The 17,578-nt window shown below is 63.5% G+C and carries 18 protein-coding genes; 11 read left to right on the forward strand and 7 right to left on the reverse strand.

All coding sequences use genetic code 11. From position 1 onward, the window contains the following. Window positions 1-19: 19 nt before the first annotated feature. Both ACYU03_RS03615 and ACYU03_RS03620 read right to left on the reverse strand, forming a co-directional pair. Entirely contained in the window at window positions 20-472 is a 453-nt protein-coding gene (locus ACYU03_RS03615) for a hypothetical protein (protein WP_461888144.1), read from the reverse strand. 191 nt (window positions 473-663) lie between these two features. Beyond that, window positions 664-1,458: an alpha/beta fold hydrolase gene (locus tag ACYU03_RS03620; protein ID WP_461888145.1), complete on the reverse strand. Its 795-nt coding sequence runs from the start codon at window positions 1,456-1,458 to the stop codon at window positions 664-666. Between the two features lie 113 nt (window positions 1,459-1,571). On the opposite strand from ACYU03_RS03620, the gene ACYU03_RS03625 reads away from it, so the two are divergent. Beyond that, complete coding sequence (locus ACYU03_RS03625; RefSeq protein ID WP_461888146.1) at window positions 1,572-3,002, forward strand: HD domain-containing phosphohydrolase; 1,431 nt, start codon at window positions 1,572-1,574, stop codon at window positions 3,000-3,002. A gap of 113 nt (window positions 3,003-3,115) precedes the next feature. Here the strand turns inward: ACYU03_RS03625 and ACYU03_RS03630 are convergent, their stop codons facing one another. Then, window positions 3,116-3,772: a YciC family protein gene (locus ACYU03_RS03630; RefSeq protein ID WP_461888147.1), complete on the reverse strand. Its 657-nt coding sequence runs from the start codon at window positions 3,770-3,772 to the stop codon at window positions 3,116-3,118. A gap of 207 nt (window positions 3,773-3,979) precedes the next feature. On the opposite strand from ACYU03_RS03630, the gene ACYU03_RS03635 reads away from it, so the two are divergent. Together ACYU03_RS03635 and ACYU03_RS03640 are read left to right on the forward strand one after the other, a co-directional pair. Beyond that, the gene (locus ACYU03_RS03635) at window positions 3,980-4,702 is read left to right on the forward strand and encodes a DUF2076 domain-containing protein (RefSeq protein WP_461888148.1); all 723 of its coding nucleotides are present in this window, start codon (window positions 3,980-3,982) and stop codon (window positions 4,700-4,702) included. A 131-nt stretch (window positions 4,703-4,833) separates the two neighbouring features. Then, window positions 4,834-5,313, forward strand: a complete 480-nt coding sequence (locus ACYU03_RS03640; RefSeq protein WP_461891375.1) for an NYN domain-containing protein — start codon at window positions 4,834-4,836, stop codon at window positions 5,311-5,313. Between the two features lies 1 nt (window position 5,314). On the opposite strand, the gene ACYU03_RS03645 is transcribed toward ACYU03_RS03640, so the two are convergent. Continuing rightward, window positions 5,315-5,773: an Lrp/AsnC family transcriptional regulator gene (locus tag ACYU03_RS03645; protein ID WP_461888149.1), complete on the reverse strand. Its 459-nt coding sequence runs from the start codon at window positions 5,771-5,773 to the stop codon at window positions 5,315-5,317. 153 nt (window positions 5,774-5,926) lie between these two features. Here ACYU03_RS03645 and yedA point away from each other — a divergent pair, with 153 nt between their 5' ends. Together yedA and ACYU03_RS03655 are read left to right on the forward strand one after the other, a co-directional pair. Further along, on the forward strand, window positions 5,927-6,856 hold the full coding sequence (gene yedA / locus ACYU03_RS03650; protein ID WP_461888150.1) for a drug/metabolite exporter YedA: 930 nt from the start codon (window positions 5,927-5,929) through the stop codon (window positions 6,854-6,856). Window positions 6,857-6,918: 62 nt separating this feature from the next. After that, window positions 6,919-8,250 (forward strand): DEAD/DEAH box helicase, encoded by a 1,332-nt coding sequence (locus ACYU03_RS03655; protein WP_461888151.1) that lies wholly within the window; start codon window positions 6,919-6,921, stop codon window positions 8,248-8,250. An 11-nt stretch (window positions 8,251-8,261) separates the two neighbouring features. Here the strand turns inward: ACYU03_RS03655 and ACYU03_RS03660 are convergent, their stop codons facing one another. After that, a complete protein-coding gene (locus tag ACYU03_RS03660; protein ID WP_461888152.1) occupies window positions 8,262-9,515 on the reverse strand; it encodes a TIGR03862 family flavoprotein in 1,254 nt (417 codons plus the stop codon). Window positions 9,516-9,664: 149 nt separating this feature from the next. Continuing rightward, complete coding sequence (locus ACYU03_RS03665; RefSeq protein WP_461888153.1) at window positions 9,665-10,579, reverse strand: histone deacetylase family protein; 915 nt, start codon at window positions 10,577-10,579, stop codon at window positions 9,665-9,667. A 99-nt stretch (window positions 10,580-10,678) separates the two neighbouring features. On the opposite strand from ACYU03_RS03665, the gene ACYU03_RS03670 reads away from it, so the two are divergent. The 6 genes from ACYU03_RS03670 (at window position 10,679) to ACYU03_RS03695 (ending at window position 16,768) form a co-directional block, all read left to right on the forward strand. Next, on the forward strand, window positions 10,679-11,104 hold the full coding sequence (locus ACYU03_RS03670) for an EamA family transporter (protein ID WP_461888154.1): 426 nt from the start codon (window positions 10,679-10,681) through the stop codon (window positions 11,102-11,104). A 205-nt stretch (window positions 11,105-11,309) separates the two neighbouring features. After that, complete coding sequence (locus tag ACYU03_RS03675) at window positions 11,310-13,493, forward strand: TonB-dependent receptor (RefSeq protein WP_461888155.1); 2,184 nt, start codon at window positions 11,310-11,312, stop codon at window positions 13,491-13,493. A gap of 60 nt (window positions 13,494-13,553) precedes the next feature. Then, window positions 13,554-14,123, forward strand: coding sequence for a GNAT family N-acetyltransferase (locus tag ACYU03_RS03680; protein ID WP_461888156.1), 570 nt, complete (start codon window positions 13,554-13,556; stop codon window positions 14,121-14,123). Between the two features lie 97 nt (window positions 14,124-14,220). Further along, window positions 14,221-15,090 carry an acyl-CoA thioesterase II gene (gene tesB / locus ACYU03_RS03685; RefSeq protein ID WP_461888157.1) on the forward strand — a complete coding sequence of 290 codons (870 nt, stop codon included), beginning with the start codon at window positions 14,221-14,223 and terminating at the stop codon, window positions 15,088-15,090. After that, complete coding sequence (locus ACYU03_RS03690; RefSeq protein ID WP_461888158.1) at window positions 15,087-15,677, forward strand: HAD family hydrolase; 591 nt, start codon at window positions 15,087-15,089, stop codon at window positions 15,675-15,677. Before tesB ends, ACYU03_RS03690 begins: the two co-directional genes overlap by 4 nt. A gap of 80 nt (window positions 15,678-15,757) precedes the next feature. After that, window positions 15,758-16,768 (forward strand): zinc-dependent alcohol dehydrogenase family protein, encoded by a 1,011-nt coding sequence (locus ACYU03_RS03695; RefSeq protein WP_461888159.1) that lies wholly within the window; start codon window positions 15,758-15,760, stop codon window positions 16,766-16,768. 9 nt (window positions 16,769-16,777) lie between these two features. On the opposite strand, the gene ACYU03_RS03700 is transcribed toward ACYU03_RS03695, so the two are convergent. Beyond that, entirely contained in the window at window positions 16,778-17,500 is a 723-nt protein-coding gene (locus ACYU03_RS03700; RefSeq protein ID WP_461888160.1) for a response regulator, read from the reverse strand. Between the last annotated feature and the right edge of the window lie 78 nt (window positions 17,501-17,578).

Consider the following 17,578-nt stretch of genomic DNA (forward strand, 5'->3'; position numbering starts at 1 on the left):
ATATCGCCCTCCCCGACAGTCAGGAGGGAGATACCGGCCTGCCGCCAATGAGGCAGATCAGGGATGGCTTTGACCTGATGCCCTTCGTGGTCTCGAAAGCGGCAAAGAGCCCTTGCTCAGTCCAGGTCAGCGGCTCGATCTTCCAGTAGTGCTTGACCTCGGCGTGTTGGTATAGCCCCAGGTAGCCATTGCGGCTGATACCCAATTTTTTGGCGGCGTTGCGTCCAGTGCCCGAGATGTTGAAGTGCAAGCGGTTCTCGGTTTGTGAATGAAATACGAAGTGGAACACCGGCGAGTCTTCCTTTCCCCCTGCCTGGAGCCAGTCATATTCGGGGGTTATACCCCATGTGAACTTGTCGTCGGAGCGGCTGAGGCGCAGGGGAACCAAGCCTCCATCCTTCACCATATAGATTTTGCCCCGGAAGGATTCCAGTTCTTCGGCCCATAGCGTTTCTTGCTCGACATCGGACATGTGAAACTCCTTTTCCATTTACCAGTCTGGTCGTCGGCGTTGTTGATCGCGCCGGCCTGCACCTTAGGCACTGGTAAATGAAGCGTGGAGATCGAAAGCTTTCCTTGAGTCGGCTTAGTGAATGCAGCGCGCAGGGCACGCTGCATTTACGTGGGGCCTTGCTCGTTATGCCTGGCATCGACTACCCAGGTTCATTTCTTTGCCTGTGTGGAGGCGTCGGACGCTGCCTGGCTTTTGTTCACGGCCTCCAGGATCACCTTCGCCACATCGGCCGGGCGGGACTGCTGGGGGACGTGGCTGCTGTCGAGCTCGGTGGCTTGGGCGCCGATTTTTTTCGCGAAGGCGTGCTGCAGACCAGGGTCGATCATGCGGTCCTGTTTGCTGATCACGTACCAGGACGGTTTGCTCGTCCAAGCGGCGGCGCTGGTCCGATCATCAAAGGCCGAGGCCCGGATAGGCCCTTGGGTCGCGGCCATAATGGCGGTCTGCGCTTTCGGCAGGTCCTGGGCAAAATCGGTCGCCATGCCTTGGGGCGTCAGGTACAGGAAGCCGCTCTTGTCGGCAGTGAGCTGGCTCAGGCCGGGCGGAGTCGGGTAGCCCTTGCCCAGTTCGCCGCTGCTCTGGCCGGCGTCCGGGGCGAAGGCGGCGACGTAGACCAGCCCTCGTACATGCTCGTCAGTACCGGCCTGGCTGATTACCGTACCGCCCCAGGAATGGCCGACCAGCACCACGTCACCTGGCTGGTTGTCCAGGACCCGTTGCGTGGCGGCCACGTCGTCAGCCAGCGAGGTCAGTGGGTTTTGCACCACGGTCACCTTGACCCCTTCTGCCTGCAGCAGAGGGACGACCTTGGCCCAGTCCGAGCCATCGGCGAAAGCTCCGTGTACGATCACCACCGAGGGCTTTTCGGTGGCGGCATGGGTGGTGGCAGCGAAGACCGAGCCGGTCATTGCCATTGCCAGGGCGAGCGTCTTGAATCGGAACATGGTTGGATCTCCTGTGTGGGTGATGACCTATTGTCAGGAGCAGCCCACTATCCCGGTATCGGTCGTTTATCCGAGGCAGCCCGGTAATCAGGAATGACACTGTGGAAAACACCATGTTCGAGAATCACCACATCACCCTGCAAGGTGCCGTCCAGACGCTGTCCATGGTTGGCGACCTGAGCATGGGGCAACCCTTGGGCCAGTCACGCCGCACTGCGCGGCTGGCCCATCTGCTCGCGCAGGCCTGTAATGGCGAGGGCGAGCACGTCCAGGCCGCCCGTCAGGTCGCTTTGCTGCGTTGGTCTGGCTGTACCGCCAATGCCGACGGCTTCACCCGCTTGCTCGGCGATGACGTGGTTGGACGCAACGCCATGCTCAGCCATACCTTGGATTCCGCCGGCCAGCGCGCCATGCGCAAGACCTCGCCCTTGGCCCGGGTGCACTGTGAGGTCTCCGGCGAGATCGCCGTCACCCTCGGGCTGGGGCAAGCGGTCGAACAGGGACTGCGGCATATCTTCGAGCAGTTCGATGGCCAGGGCAGGCCTTATGGCTTGCGCCATCCGGACGTGCCCGACGTGGTCTACCAGGTCATCCTGGCAGGGGACCTGGAGATCCTTTCACGGGTCCATGGCCTGGACGCCGCCCTGGGGTGGATCGCCAGCCAGGGGGATTGTCGCTACCCGGCAGCGCTGGCCTCCGAGGTTTCGCGGCATGCTGCGCAATGGCTGGAGGCCCTGCGTGTTCCGGAGATGGCCCCGGCGACCGGTGAGCACAGGGTGCCGCTGACGCTGGTGGGCGATGTCATCGACCTCAAGCTGCCCTGGCTGGCGGGGTATTCGCGTGGCGCGGCCGATCTTGTGCGCCGTGCTGCGCAGCTCTGGGGGTTGCCGGAGGCGTCCATCGAGGCGTTGGGCAAGGCGGCGCTGGTACATGGCATCGGTCGCGCCGCGGTGCCCAATCGCATCTGGAATACCGAAGGCAGCTTGCTGGAAGGCGATAGCGAACAGGTCCGCCTCGTTCCCTACTGGACGGCCCGTGCATGTGGGCAGGTTGCCGAGCTGGAGGTGCCTGGGCAATTGGCCGCGCATGCCTACGAGCGCTTGGACGGCAGTGGTTATTACCGAGGCCTGGGTGGCGAGTCGCTGCTGCCTGAACACCGGCTGCTGGCCGCCTCGCTGGCCTGGCTGGCGCTGTGTTCCGAGCGGCCGTGGCGCCCGGCCTTCAGCGAGCCCGAGGCTCAGCGGCTATTGCTGGAGGACGCAGCCCAGGGACGTTTCGACGTCCAGGCTTGCAAGGCCGTGATCGCCGCCGCTCGTGGCGAGCAGAGCGTCAGCCTGGCCAAGGCTGCCAATGGTCCGCTCAGCGAGCGGGAAAGCGAGATCCTGGGGCTGATCAGCAAAGGAGGAAGCAACAAGGAGGTGGCCCGTCAACTGGGTATCAGCCCGAGCACGGTGCGCACCCATGTCGAGAGCGTGTTTCGCAAGCTCGAGTGCACCACTCGCGCGGCGGCGACCCTGAAAGCCTTGACCCTCGGGCTTATCTAGGTCGCGCCGGTAGCACCAACTGCGCACTGACTGGCAAGTGATCGGAAATCTGTAGGGTTTCGCGAGGTTCAGTTCGCCCCAGGCATAACCGAGCCGTTCGTCGCCAGGCCAGGTCAGGTGCCGGCTTCGGTTTCCAGGAGCATGAACAGGCGGTACAGCACCACGTTGCTGAACAGCTGGAGGAAGCCGTTGAGGCTGTCCAGAGCCAGTTGCAGGGCCGGTTGCGGTTCGGGGAAGAGGGTCAGGAACAGGCCGTCGAGCAGCCATAGCGGTGCCAGCACGGCGAGGACGCACACCAGGATGCGCCAGAAGTGGCCGGTCGTCATCCGTGCGCTCTCGCGCATCGAGGCCACTACCGGCATGCCGCGCAGCACCAGCAGGTATTCGGCGAACACCAGGTTGATCATCAGCCAGATGCCCGGCAGCACGAACAGCGCCAGGCCGGCCATGATCAGCAGCGAGCTGATCAGAATCATCAGGGCCAGGGTCGGCCACAATTGCAGGGCCCTGGCGAAGAGGTCGCGTTTGAGCGGCACCAGGCCGTTGCTGCGGGTGTCGAGGTAGAGGATCAGCGCGGCGCTATACAGCGGGTAGAACAGCAGGCTGACCAGCATGCCGTAGGCCGGCGACGCCTTTTCGCCCAACTGCAGATAAAGCAGTTGGGTGCAAAGGGCCTCGAGCACCACCAGCGGCAGGCACAGCTGGAGGATGCTGACCAGGTGGCGTTGGAAGAAATACAGGGAGTCGCGCAGAACGCTCAGCGGATTCATCAGTCAACATCGCATGGCAGAAAAAGCAGGGCGTAACTTTAGGGGCTGTTGAGGTTTAATTCCAGGCCGGGACTCATACGTCAGCAAACCCTGGCCCAGCCGTCGCCCAAGCTGAAGAAAGTTTCACTCGCCCGGCGATTGAATCAGACTGCCTTGCCCCCCATCTTTAACCCTGTCCGATGTCCTGGTTCTTGTATGAGGTAGCCCATGAACACTGAAGAACAAACCTTGATCGACGGCCTGTTTACCCGGCTCAGGCAGGCCGAGGACCCGAACCAGCCACGTGATGCTCAGGCCCAGGCATGCATCGACGAGCATGTGCGGCAGCAGCCAGCGGCGCCGTACTACATGGCCCAGGCGATCCTGGTGCAAGAAGCCGCGCTCAAGCGCCTGGACGAGCAGAACAAGCAGCTCGAGGCCGAGCTGAAGCAGGCACGCAGCCAGGTGACGGCCACTCCCCAGGGCAACGGCGGAGGCTTCTTGTCCAGTCTCTTCGGGGCCAGCACCCGCGCGCCCGCGCCGCAACCGCAGCCACAGCGTTCGGCGTCCAATGGCGGCGGCTGGCGCGAGCCGTCGCGGTCGTTCGGCCAGGCGCAACAGCCCGGTTTCAATGCGGCACCTGGCGCGGCCCGTGGTGGCGCCGGCAGCTTCCTGGGCGGCGCGTTGCAAACCGCGGCGGGGGTGGCCGGCGGCGTGATGCTGGCGCAGGGCATCAGCAGCCTGTTCAACCATCACCCGCAGCCTGAGGAAGTGGTCGAAGTGATCAAGGAAGAGCCGGCACCGGCCAGTGACACCGGTGGCTGGGGCAGCCAGGACGAGCAGCGCCAGGTCGCCGACAACGGTGCCTATGGCAACGACCAGGGTGAGTTCATGGACAGCGACTACGGTGATGAGGGGGGCTTCTTCTCCGATGACGACACTTTCATCTGACGGCTCGGGCATACTGGTGCCATTGCGCAAGGCACTGAACGCCGAGGGCCTGTAGGAGCGCCGAACCGCGACTCCTACAGGGCGCTCGCGCAGTGGCAAAGTCGCCCGTTATCCGGAGAGCAAGGCCTGTGGTGAAAAGAATCGCGGTATTCGCCGATGTGCAGAATCTCTACTACACCGTGCGCCAGGCCTACGGCTGTCATTTCAACTATGCGGCCCTCTGGGCTGATGTCAGCCAGCACGGGCAGATCGTCGAAGCGGTGGCCTATGCCATCGACCGTGGCGACAGTAAACAGCAGCAGTTTCAGCAGATTCTGCGCAATCTGGGTTTCACCGTTCGGCTCAAGCCTTTCATCCAGCGCAGCGATGGTTCGGCCAAGGGCGACTGGGACGTGGGCATCACCTTGGATGTGATCGACGCCGCCGCGCGGGTCGACCAGGTGGTGTTGGCCTCCGGTGATGGGGATTTCGACCTGTTGCTGGAGCGGGTCATCCAGCGCCATGGCGTCGAGGCGGTGGCCTACGGTGTCCCGGGCCTGACCGCTCACTCACTGATCCGCGCCGCCAGCCGTTATATGCCTATCGAAGGGCGACTGTTGCTGCGTCACTGATTCAGGCCTTCCTGCCGTTGGCTTCCAGGTGATCGAGTGGCACCCGTGGTTCAATGGCGCTGGAGAGCACGATCGAGGTCTTGCTGAAACCGAACTGGGCGACCTGATTGATCAGCGCCTCCAACTCCTGCATCGAGCCCACGGCGGCCTTCATGATCACGCAAGGATCGCCCGTGACCCGATGGCATTCGGTGAGCTGGGGAATGCGGGTCAGCGCTTCGTAGGCCTGTTGGTTACCGTGGCTGGCCAAGCGCAGCTCGATCACGCACTGGATCGGCAGGCCGATCTTGTCCAGGTCGACCTTGGCCTGGTAGCCGGTGATGACGCCGCTGGCTTCGAGCTTGGCCACCCGCTCGGCCACCGCCGGTGCCGATAGGTTGACCTGGCGCGCCAGTTGCGCGAAGGAGGCCCGGCCATTTTCCAGCAGGGCGGCAAGGAGCATGCGATCGTATTTGTCCATGGGCTTTCCGGAGGCTTTTTGCATTCGATGGAAAAGTGGCTCAAGAACCGTGTTTTGAAAAGTGTTTCGGTGTTTTAAACAGGTTTTGTAACTTAAGTTTACGGCGGGAGCTTTTTAAACTGATCCCCCGTAAACGGATTTCGAGTCTTTCTCATGCCTGCCTCTCGCCGCTTTCCCCTGGTTCTCATCGGTGCCTTCCTGGCCTTGTACCTGGTCTGGGGATCGACCTACCTGGTCATCCGTATCGGCGTCGAGTCCTGGCCGCCGCTGTTGATGGCGGGGATCCGTTTTTTGATTGCCGGGACCTTGCTCTATGGCTTCCTGCGCTGGCGCGGTGTGCCGGCACCGACCTGGGCGCAATGGCGTGCGGCAGGGGCCATCGGCTTTTTGCTGCTCAGTTGCGGCAACGGTGGGGTGACCCTGGCCGAGCATGCTGGCGTGGCGTCGGGCGTGGCGGCGCTGGCGGTGGCTACTGTGCCACTGTTCACCTTGCTGTTCGGGCTGTTCTGGGGCCACCGCAACACCCGCCTGGAATGGGCCGGCATCATCCTCGGTCTGATCGGCATCGCCTTGCTCAACCTGGGCTCCAATCTGCAGGCCAGCCCCATGGGGGCGGCGCTGATCGTGTTCGCCGCAGCGTCCTGGGCCTTCGGCTCGGTGTGGAGCAAGAGCCTGCCATTGCCCCAGGGCGCCATGGCCAGCGCCGCGGAGATGCTGGTGGGCGGTGCGGCCTTGCTGGCGGGCAGCGCCCTTAGCGGCGAACGCATGACCCACATGCCCACCGCCGCCGGTTGGGGCGCGCTGGCGTACTTGGTGTTCTTCGGCTCGATCCTGGCGTTCAGTGCCTACATGTACCTGCTCAAACATGTGCGTCCGGCGGCGGCGACCAGCTATGCCTATGTCAACCCGGCGGTGGCGGTGCTGCTCGGTATCCTCTTCGCCGGGGAGCGCATCGGTTTCGAGGAATGCCTGGCCATGGCCGTGATCATCGGCGCGGTGGTGCTGATCGGCCTGCCGCAGTGGCGCAAGGCGCCGGAGCCAGCAGTGCCGGCCGAGCCGTTGAAGGAGCAAGTGTGCAAGTAATGGGGCGTGGCAGGGCTTTGCGGTAAACTGCCGCCTTTGCTGAACCCCCTTACGGTATTGCCATGACTTTCGCCAAACTCGGCCTGATCGAACCCTTGCTGCGCGCCTTGCAGCATCTGGACTACAACACTCCGACTCCGGTCCAGGCCCAGGCCATTCCCGCCGTGCTGGCCGGCCGCGACCTGATGGCCGCGGCCCAGACGGGCACCGGCAAGACCGCCGGCTTCGCCCTGCCGGTGCTGCAACGCCTGGCCCTGGAAGGCGCCAAGGTGGCCAGCAATTCGATCCGTGCCCTGGTGCTGGTACCGACCCGCGAGCTGGCCGAGCAGGTCCATGGCAATATCCGCCAGTACGCCGAACATCTGCCGGTAAGCACCTACGCGGTCTACGGTGGCGTCAGCATCAATCCGCAGATGATGCGTCTGCGCCGCGGCGTCGACTTGCTGGTCGCCACTCCGGGGCGCCTGCTCGACCTGTTCCGTCAGAACGCGGTGAAGTTCAACCAGGTGCAGGTGCTGGTGCTCGACGAAGCCGACCGCATGCTCGACCTGGGCTTTGCCGAGGAACTTCAGGCGGTGTACGCCGCGCTGCCGCGCAAGCGCCAGACCCTGCTGTTTTCGGCGACCTTCTCTGACGAGATCCGTATGCTCGCCGGCTTGGCCCTGAACGACCCGCTGAGCATCGAAGTCAGCCCGCGCAACGCCGCCGCCAGCACGGTCAAGCAGTGGCTGGTGCCTGTGGACAAGAAGCGCAAGCCGGAGCTGTTCATTCACCTGATGCGCAAGCAGCGCTGGAAGCAGGTGTTGGTGTTCGCCAAGACCCGCAATGGTGTCGACCAACTGGTCGAGCGCCTGCGCGAAGAGGGCGTCAATGCCGATGGCATCCACGGCGACCGGCCCCAGGCTACCCGCCAGCGGGCACTGGACAGCTTCAAGGCCCGCGAGGTGCAGATCCTGGTTGCCACCGACGTGGCCGCCCGCGGACTGGATATCGACGACCTGCCGTTGGTGGTCAACTTCGACCTGCCGATCGTGGCCGAGGATTATGTGCACCGGATCGGCCGTACCGGGCGTGCGGGCAACACCGGTGAGGCCATTTCGCTGGTCTGCGCCGATGAAGTGCAACTGCTGGCGGCCATTGAAACCCTGACCCGCAAGATCCTGCCGCGCCATGAAGAGCCAGACTTCATTCCCGATCACCGGGTGCCGTTGACCGATGCTGATGGCCAGGTGCTGAAGAAGCCGAAAAAAACCAAGAAGCCCAAGGAGAACAGCGCCAAGCGTGGGCTGGGACGCTGGATGGACAGTGCCGAAGACAAGATCACGCAGCCGCTGGTCAAACCGGTGCGCAAAGTGCCGAGCTTCAATGGCGGACCGCGCAAGCGCAAGCCCTGATGAGGGGGCTTCTACGGGATGTTCTGTGAACCCATGTGGACCCAATCCGCCGCCGCCGATCCTGCGCGGCGTCCGCTGGCAAAACATGCCGTGAGCAGATAGCCCCCAGTCGGTGCTTCCCAGTCGAGCATCTCTCCGGCACAGAAGACCCCTGGCAACTGCTTGACCATCAAGCCTCGGTCCAGTGCCTCGAAACGCACCCCACCGGCACTGCTGATGGCCTCGTCCAGCGGTCGTGGCCGTACCAGGGTGACCGGCAGGGCCTTGATCGCCCTTGCCAGCAACGCCGGGCTGGCGAAGCTGGCCTGGTCGGTCAGTTCGCGAAGCAAGGCTGCCTTGACACCGTCCAACCCCAGTTGGCTGTGCAGGTGCTTGGCCATGGAGCGGGAGCCGCGTGGCTTGGCCAGTGCCTGCTCGACTTTATCCACAGGCCGGTCCGGCAGCAGGTCGAGCAGCAGGGTGGCGCTGCCGTCGCGGTTGATGGCTTCGCGGACCTGGGCCGACCAGGCATACACCAAGCTGCCTTCGACGCCTTGCGCGGTGAGGATGCACTCGCCCTTGCGCGGCGGGCATCCTGGCAGGCTGAGGGCGATGTTCTTCAGCGGCGCACCGGCGAACTTGCTTTTGAGCAGGTCGCTCCACGCGGTCACTTCGAAGCCACAGTTGCTGGCCTGCAGCGGGGCGATATCCACATCCCGTTCGCCGAGCAGCGGCAACCAGGCTGCGTCTGACCCTAGCCGGGCCCAACTGCCGCCGCCGAGCGCCAATACCACGGCGTCGGCCTTGAGCTGCAACTCACCCTGTGGATAAGCGATCCGCAGGCTGCCATCGGCATTCCAGCCAAGCCAGCGGTGACGGGTGTGGATAACTGCGCCGCCGTCGCGCAGGCGCTTGAGCCAGGCACGCAGCAGCGGTGCGGCTTTCATATCACGGGGGAACACGCGCCCTGAGCTGCCGACGAAGGTCTCGATGCCCAACCCGTGAATCCACTGGCGCAAGGCATCGGCATCGAAGTCCTGTAGTAGCCCGTCGATTTCCCGGCGGCGTTCGGCGTAGCGCGAGACAAAGGCCGGGTAGGGCTCGGAATGGGTGATGTTCATACCGCCGACGCCGGCCAGCAGGAACTTGCGCCCTACCGAAGGCATGGCATCGAAGACTTCCACCGCGACACCGGCCTGGGTCAGGACTTCGGCGGCCATCAGCCCGGCTGGGCCACCGCCGATGACGGCGACGAGGGGACGGGAAGTGGGGCGTTGGTCGGTCATGGCAGGCTGCAGGCTGTGGAAAAGAACCGGCATTCTACCGCAGCCAGTCCTCCGGCAACACTGTGCAAAAAATGAACAGGCCCTTGCAGATCAGGTAGTTAAAGGGCTGGAGCGGCTTTCGCTCAGGTTATCCACAGGCGGTTCCACAGTCATTGTGAGTAACCCAGCACTCGGCTGGCGCTGTGATGGAGGATCCCGTGGCGTTTGGCCAAGGCCTGGCGGTCCTTGCTGTAGCCGCCGCCGATCACCCCGACCACCGGGATGTCGCGCCCCAGGCAGTGGCGCATCACGCATTCGTCGCGGGCCGCGACACCGGCATCGGTCATTTGCAGGTAACCCAGGGCATCGTCCTTGTGCACATCGACGCCGGCGTCATACAGGACCAGGTCCGGTTGGTACAGCGGCAGCAGGTAGTTCAGGGCATCCTCCACCACCTTGAGGTAGGCGCTGTCACCCATGCCACGGGGCAGTGGGATGTCCCAGTCGCTCTGGGCCTTGCGTGCCGGGAAGTTCTGTTCGCAATGCAGCGACACGGTGATGGCGTCTGGTGTGTCATGGAGGATACGCGCGGTGCCATCGCCCTGGTGCACGTCGCAGTCGAATATCAGCACCCGGTGCACCCGGCCGGCTTCGAGCAGGTAGCGGCTGATCACTGCCAGGTCGTTGAAGATGCAGAAGCCAGCGGGATGGTCGTAGTGGGCGTGGTGGGTGCCGCCGGCCAGGTGGCAGGCGATGCCGTGTTGCAGGGCCAGTTCAGCGCTCAGCAACGAGCCGCCGACGGCGCGTACGGTGCGCCGGGCCAGGGCCTCGCTCCAGGGCAGGCCGAGGCGGCGCTGGTCCTCGCGCGACAGCTCGCCATGCAGGTAGCGCTCGATGTAATTGCGGTCATGGGCCAGAGCGAGGATATCGTTGGGGCAGATTTCCGGGCGCAACAAAGCTGCGTCCGTGGTCAGGCCGCTGTCGACCAGGTGGTCGCGCAGCAGGCGGAACTTGTCCATGGGGAAGCGGTGTTCCGGAGGGAATTGCGGACTGTAGTCGTCGTGATAGATCAGTGGCAGGGGCATGGCGGGTTCTGGCTCGGGGCAGCCTTGGATCTTGCCAGTTGACGGGCGTCCAGCGCCAGCCTGTAGACTGACCGCTCACCCATTGCTCAGGTCTGCCCAGTGCTTGCCTCATGGACCTTCTGGGCGGTGCTGTCCGCCGTGTTCGCAGCCTTGACCGCCATCTTCGCCAAGGTTGGCATCACCGGCATTAACTCCGATTTCGCCACACTGTTGCGCACGGTGGTGGTGTTGATCAGCCTGGCGCTCATCCTTTATGCCACCGGCCAGTATCAATCGCTGGGCTCTATCTCTGCGCGCAGCTACCTGTTCCTGGTGCTCTCCGGGCTGGCCACTGGGGCGTCCTGGGTCTGCTACTTCCGGGCCTTGCAACTGGGGCAGGCATCCCAGGTCGCTCCTGTGGACAAGCTCAGCGTGGTGCTGGTAGCTGTGCTCGGCGTCACGTTGCTGGGTGAGCGTCTCGACATACGCCAGTGGGCCGGTGTCAGCCTGATCACGCTGGGTGTCGTGATGCTGGCTTGGCGTTGATCCACACGGTCGTTGCATGTGGGTAAATCGGCATTCCGATGCACATCTTTCCAGCGCTGGAAGTGCAGTGTTTCGTGGGTGAAAATTGTGTGTAACCAGATATTTAGCAACACACAGTTACCCGGAGTAAATGTTGTAAATCCCCTTTGAGTGAAAATTCTTCGTAAATAGCATTGCGCATCATTTTCTGGTGATGGCAATCGTGATGAAAAACAATCCCGTAGCAGTTCGTCGTTCCGAATCCGGTCAAATCTATACCGCGCTGGGCCTGGCCCTGGCGTCGTGGTCATCGGCAAGTCTTGCGGAGACACCTACTTCGTCAGCCCAGCAACAAAAGACCGCTGTGGAGCTGGATGCGACGGATGTCACCGGGGTGCATCACGAAACCTTCAAGGTCGATGAAATGTCATCGCCCAAGTTCACGGCACCGCTGCGAGAGACTCCCAAGTCGATCACCATCATCAACGAGGCTTTGATCAAGGAGCGTGGCGCCACCTCGCTGACCGACGTACTACGCACTACGCCGGGTATCACCCTGGGGGCCGGCGAGGGCGGTACGCCGCTGGGCGACCGCCCTTTCATTCGCGGCTTCGAAGCCAGTACCGACATTCAGATCGACGGCCTGCGCGACCTCGGCCGGGCTTCCCACGAGGCGTTCAACCTCGAATCGGTGGAAATCGTCAAAGGCCCGGGGGCGGCCTACAGCGGTCGTGGATCGACCGGTGGTTCCATCAACCTGGTCAGCAAGAGCGCCAAGGCCGAGGACTTCATCGCCGGCAGTGTCACCATGGGCACTGACCAGTTGTGGCGCCACACCCTGGATATCAACCAGTACCTGCCAGAGCAGGACCTGGCGTTTCGCCTGAACGCGATGAAGCATGAGGCCGACACACCGGGCCGCGATGATGTCGAGGTCAGCCGCTGGGGTATCGCGCCGACCATTACCTGGGGGCTCTCCGGGCCTACGCGGGTCACCGCCAGTTACTACCATTTGAAGACCGACGATATCCCGGACCAGGGGCATCCGGTTTCATTGATCACCAACAAGCCGGCGGATGTCGACCGCGACAACTTCTATGGTCTGGTCGACCGGGACTTCCGCAAGACATCCGCCGACCTGGCCACCTTGATCGTCGAGCATGACTTCAGTGACCGGCTGGCGCTGCGCAATACCCTGCGCGGCGGGCGCACCATGCAGAACTACGTCATGAGCCGCCCGGTGTTCGCCAATGTCGAACAGGAAGAAAGTGGCCAGGTCGGCCGTGGGTTCCGCCCGCGCAACGTGGTGAACACCTCGCTGATCAACCAGACGGACATCTTCGGCACATTCGATACCGGTGGCATCAAGCACACGTATTCGGCTGGCCTGGAACTGAGCCGGGAAACCATCACCGACAAGGACAAGCACGCCGGTAACAACGGCCAGCCCGCTGACCTGGACAACCCCAACCCCCATGATGGTGGCTGGACCCTGCTGCCAGGGACCGGCGAGGTCACTGGCAAGTACCAGACCGACGTCAAGTCGCTGTATGTCTTCGACACCCTGGCCCTGCACGAGCAGTGGGACCTGAACCTGGGGCTGCGCTACGACGACTACGAGGTGAAAAACCGTGTCGCCAATGGCGCCGAGTCGTCCAGCGAGCTCTGGAACTACCAGGTGGGTATCGTCTTCAAGCCCTTGCCCAACGGCAGCATCTATCTCTCCTATGGCACTTCGTCCAACCCTTCTGGCGAGAACACGCAGTCGGGCGGCGCGGATGGCGCGGGCGCCGGCAACCTGAATGGCAACAAGGCCGACCTGGACCCGGAAAAGTCCCGCAGCCTTGAGCTGGGCACCAAGTGGGACGTGTTCAACGAACAGCTTTCGTTGACCGCGGCCGTGTTCCGCACCGAGAAAACCAACGCGCGGGTGACCGACCCGACCACTGGCCTGGTCGCGCTCGACGGCGATCAGCGCGTGACCGGTATCGAGTTGGGCGCCACCGGACGCATCACCGATGCCTGGGCTGTCTGGGCCGGTTACACCTACCTGGATGCGGAGGTGGTGAAGTCGGGCGGTGATGGCAGCAACGACGGCAATAAGTCCAAGTTCATTGCACCGCACAGTTTCAGCCTGTGGACGTCCTACGATATTGACGCTCGCTGGACGGTCGGTGCCGGTGCCAACTACATGGACAAGCGCTACATGAACGATGCCAACACCATCACCGTCGATGACTACTGGCGCTACGACGCGATGGTTGGCTACAAGGTGAACAAGAACCTCGACCTGCAGCTGAACCTGCTCAACCTGACCGACGAAACCATCTACGACGCGTCCCATGTCGGGCTGTTCGCTACCGTGGCACCTGGCCGCTCTGCCGAGCTGACGGCCAATTTCAGGTTCTGACGCCTGGGTAAAAGGTTCATCGCCTGCCTAAAATGCAAGGTAGGGAATACGGAGCAGGCCATGAACCCTATCCTCAAGCTGGAAAGCGCGCGCCTGACCCTGCGTCAGTGGCAGGACGACGACCTGCGCGAGTTTGCCGCGTTGTGCGCCGACCCGCTGGTGATGCGCTATTTCCCGGCGCCGCTGACACGTCTTGAGAGTGCGGCGCTGATCGGCCGTATCCGTGGACACTTCAGTGAATACGGTTTCGGCCTGTGGGCGCTCGAGCGCAAGGACAGTGGCGCTTTCATCGGCATGACTGGGTTGCTCAACGTCAGCTTCGACGCCGACTTCACCCCGGCAGTGGAGATCGGCTGGCGCCTGGCCCGCCGCCACTGGGGTCTGGGTTTCGCCAGCGAGGCCGCCTGGACCTGCCTACGTTGCGCATTTACCCAACTGCACCTGGACGAGGTGGTGTCCTTCACCAGCGAAAGCAACTTGCCGTCGCAGAAGGTCATGCAGGCCATCGGCATGGTCCAGGACCCGGACGGCAGCTTCGAACATCCCCGTTTGCCGCCAGGCCATCCCTTGCGCCCCCATGTGCTGTACCGCATCGACCGGGACCGCTGGCAGCAGACCCTCCGAGCCTGAATGGCTGATCATGCGCGGCAGTAATGGCAAACCCTGTATCATTTGTCCGCATAATTGCGTGCTGTAGTGCCGTAGTGCCTTGCGAGGAGAACCCCCAATGAGTCATGTGTTGGACGACCTGGTCGACCTGTTGAGTCTTGAATCCATCGAGGAAAACCTGTTCCGCGGGCGCAGCCAGGACCTGGGCTTTCGCCAATTGTATGGCGGCCAGGTGCTGGGCCAGTCCCTGTCGGCGGCCAGTCAGACGGTCGAGGACGCGCGCCATGTGCATTCGCTGCACGGTTATTTCCTGCGGCCCGGGGATGCCAGCATGCCGGTGGTCTATTCGGTCGACCGGGTCCGTGATGGCGGAAGCTTCAGTACTCGGCGGGTGACGGCGATCCAGAAGGGACATACGATCTTCACCTGCAGCGCTTCCTTCCAGTACGGCGAGGGCGGTTTCGAGCACCAGGCGCAAATGCCCGATGTGGTCGGCCCGGAGAACCTGGCGACGGAAGTGGAGCTGGCTCAGGCCATGGCCGACCAGTTGCCCGAGCGTATCCGTGACAAGGTGCTGTGCGCCAAGCCGATCGAGATCCGTCCGGTCACCGAGCTCGACCCGTTCAACCCCAAGCCGGGGGATCCGATCAAGTACGCCTGGTTCCGCGCCGACGGCAACCTGCCGGACATCCCGGCGCTGCACAAGTACCTGTTGGCCTATGCCTCGGACTTCGGCCTGCTGACGACCTCGCTGATGCCCCATGGCAAGTCGGTATGGCAGAAGGACATGCAGATCGCCAGCCTCGATCACTCGCTGTGGTTCCACCGCGACCTGCGTGCCGACGACTGGTTGCTGTATGCCATCGACAGCCCCTGGGCCGGCAATGCCCGCGGTTTCACCCGTGGCAGCATCTACAACCGTGCTGGGCAACTGGTGGCTTCGTCTTGCCAGGAAGGCCTGATTCGCCATCGCAAGGACTGGGCATGAACCTGTCGCAGATACGCAACTGGGTGTTCGACATGGATGGCACTCTCACCGTGGCGGTGCATGACTTCGCAGCGATCCGCGAGGCCCTGGACATCCCCGCCGAGCACGACATTCTCACCCACCTGGCGGCGCTGCCTGCGGATGAGGCGGCAGCCAAGCACGCCTGGTTGCTAGAGCACGAGCGTGACCTGGCGATCGCTTCGAAGGCTGCCTGCGGTGCCGTGGAACTGGTGCGCGACCTGGCCGAGCGCGGTTGCCGCCTTGGCATTCTCACCCGCAATGCCCGCGAGCTGGCCCATGTCACCCTGGAGGCCATCGGCCTGGCCGACTGTTTTGCGGTCGAGCATATCCTCGGCCGTGACGAAGCCGAGCCCAAGCCCAGCCCCGACGGCTTGCTGAAGATCGCCCAGGCCTGGGACGTGGCGCCGAGCGAGCTGGTGATGGTCGGCGACTACCGTTTCGACCTCGACTGCGGCCGCGCCGCTGGCGCACGCACGGTGCTGGTCAACCTGCCGGACAACCCCTGGCCGGAGCTGGTGGATTGGCATGCGGCGGATTGCCGGGCATTGCAGGCCTTGCTGAGCTGACCGCTCTGGCTTGACCTGCCCCTCCCAGCCATCAAGACTGGCCACTTGCAGGCCAGCAATCATTCAAGGGAGATACGGTAATGAGCAGCAAGGCGATCTACGTTCAACCGGGTGGTGGCTATGACAAGGTCCAGGTCGGCACCTACGAAGCACCGGCTCCGCTGGCCGGCGAAATCACTGTGCGCCTGCGCGCCAACTCCCTCAACTACCACGACTTCGCGGTGGTCAGCGGCATGTGGGGGCCGAGTGAGCGGCGTATCCCCATGGCCGATGGTGCGGGCGAAGTTATCGCGGTCGGGGAGGGCGTGAGCGAGTTCCGGGTCGGTGACGCCGTGGTCAGCACGTTCTTCCCTGACTGGCTCGATGGCCAGCCTCAGGTCGAAGGCTTTGCCACGGTCCCCGGCGATGGTGTCGATGGCTACGCCCGCGAGCAGGTGACCGCCCGCGCCACTTCGTTCACCCTGGCGCCCAAGGGCTACAGCCATGCCGAGGCGGCGACACTGAGCACCGCCGGCCTGACCGCCTGGCGCGCGCTGATGAGCGACGATCATCTCAAGCCTGGCGATACGGTGCTGGTCCAGGGCACCGGTGGTGTGTCGATCTTCGCCTTGCAGTTCGCCAAGCTGGCTGGCGCCACGGTCATCGCCACCTCTTCCAACGATGCCAAGCTGGAGCGGCTCAAGGCCTTGGGCGCCGATCACCTGATCAACTACCGCAGCACCCCGGCCTGGGGCGAGAAGGTGCGCCAGCTCACCGACAACCGTGGAGTCGACCATGTGATCGAAGTCGGTGGCCCGGCCACCCTGGAGCAGTCGATGATCGCCGCGCGCATCGGCGGCCACGTTTCGCTGATCGGTATCCTCACCGGCGTGGCCGGCCAGTTGCCGCTGGTCCAGGCCCTGGTTCGGCAGATCCGCCTGCAAGGCGTACTGGTCGGTAGCCGCGCCCAACAGCAGTCGATGGTCCGCGCCATCGACACCAATGGCCTGCGGCCGATCGTCGACAAGCATTTCGAGTTGGAACAGATGGTCGAAGCCTTCCGCTACCAGGAGAGCAACCAGCATTTCGGCAAGATCTGCCTGACCTTTTGAAGCCCGGCTTTATTCGCCGAGCACTTCCCCTACCGTGAGCATGTAGCCCTCGTTGCGCACGGTACGGATAAACGAAGGATTGCGCGGATCGTCATCGAGGTGCTGGCGCAAGCGGCTGACGCAGACGTCGATGCTGCGGTCGAAGGGCGCGCGCTCCTTGTCGAACACGTGATTGAGCAGGAAGTCGCGGCCCAGGGGGCGGTTGGGATGCTGCAGGAGCAGGCGCAGCAGACGGTAGTCCGAATTGCCCAGGTTCAGTACCCGGCCTTCCGGGGAGCACAGTTGCCGTGAGGTGGTGTCCAACTGCCAGCCGGCGAAACGCAGGAGGGCGACTTCATCCAGGCGGGCCCGTTGAGGAAAGCTTTGGGTCCGCCGCAATACGCCCTTGATCCGTGCCAGCAATTCGCGGGGTTCGAAGGGCTTGCCCAAGTAGTCATCTGCGCCCATCTCCAGGCCAACGATGCGGTCGACCGGTGCTCCGCGGGCAGTCAGCATGATCACCGGGACATGGCTTTGCACCCGCAGTTCGCGGCACAGGCTCAGGCCGTCCTCACCGGGCAGCATCAGGTCGAGCAACACCAGGTCGACCAGGTGCTCTTGCAGCCGGCGACGCATCTCTCGCCCATCACTGGCAACCGAGGCCTGGAAGCCGGCGTCGATGAGGTAGCTGGAAAGCAGCTCGCGGATTTCAGGATCGTCATCGACGATCAGGATGTGGTCGGGCTTGGACATGGAACACCTGGCACGCTGTGTTGGGGGCAACATACACCCGGTTGGCCAGGACAGATGTAATGGAATGTGTTGGCTGAC

Source organism: Pseudomonas sp. X10 (assembly GCF_054889225.1).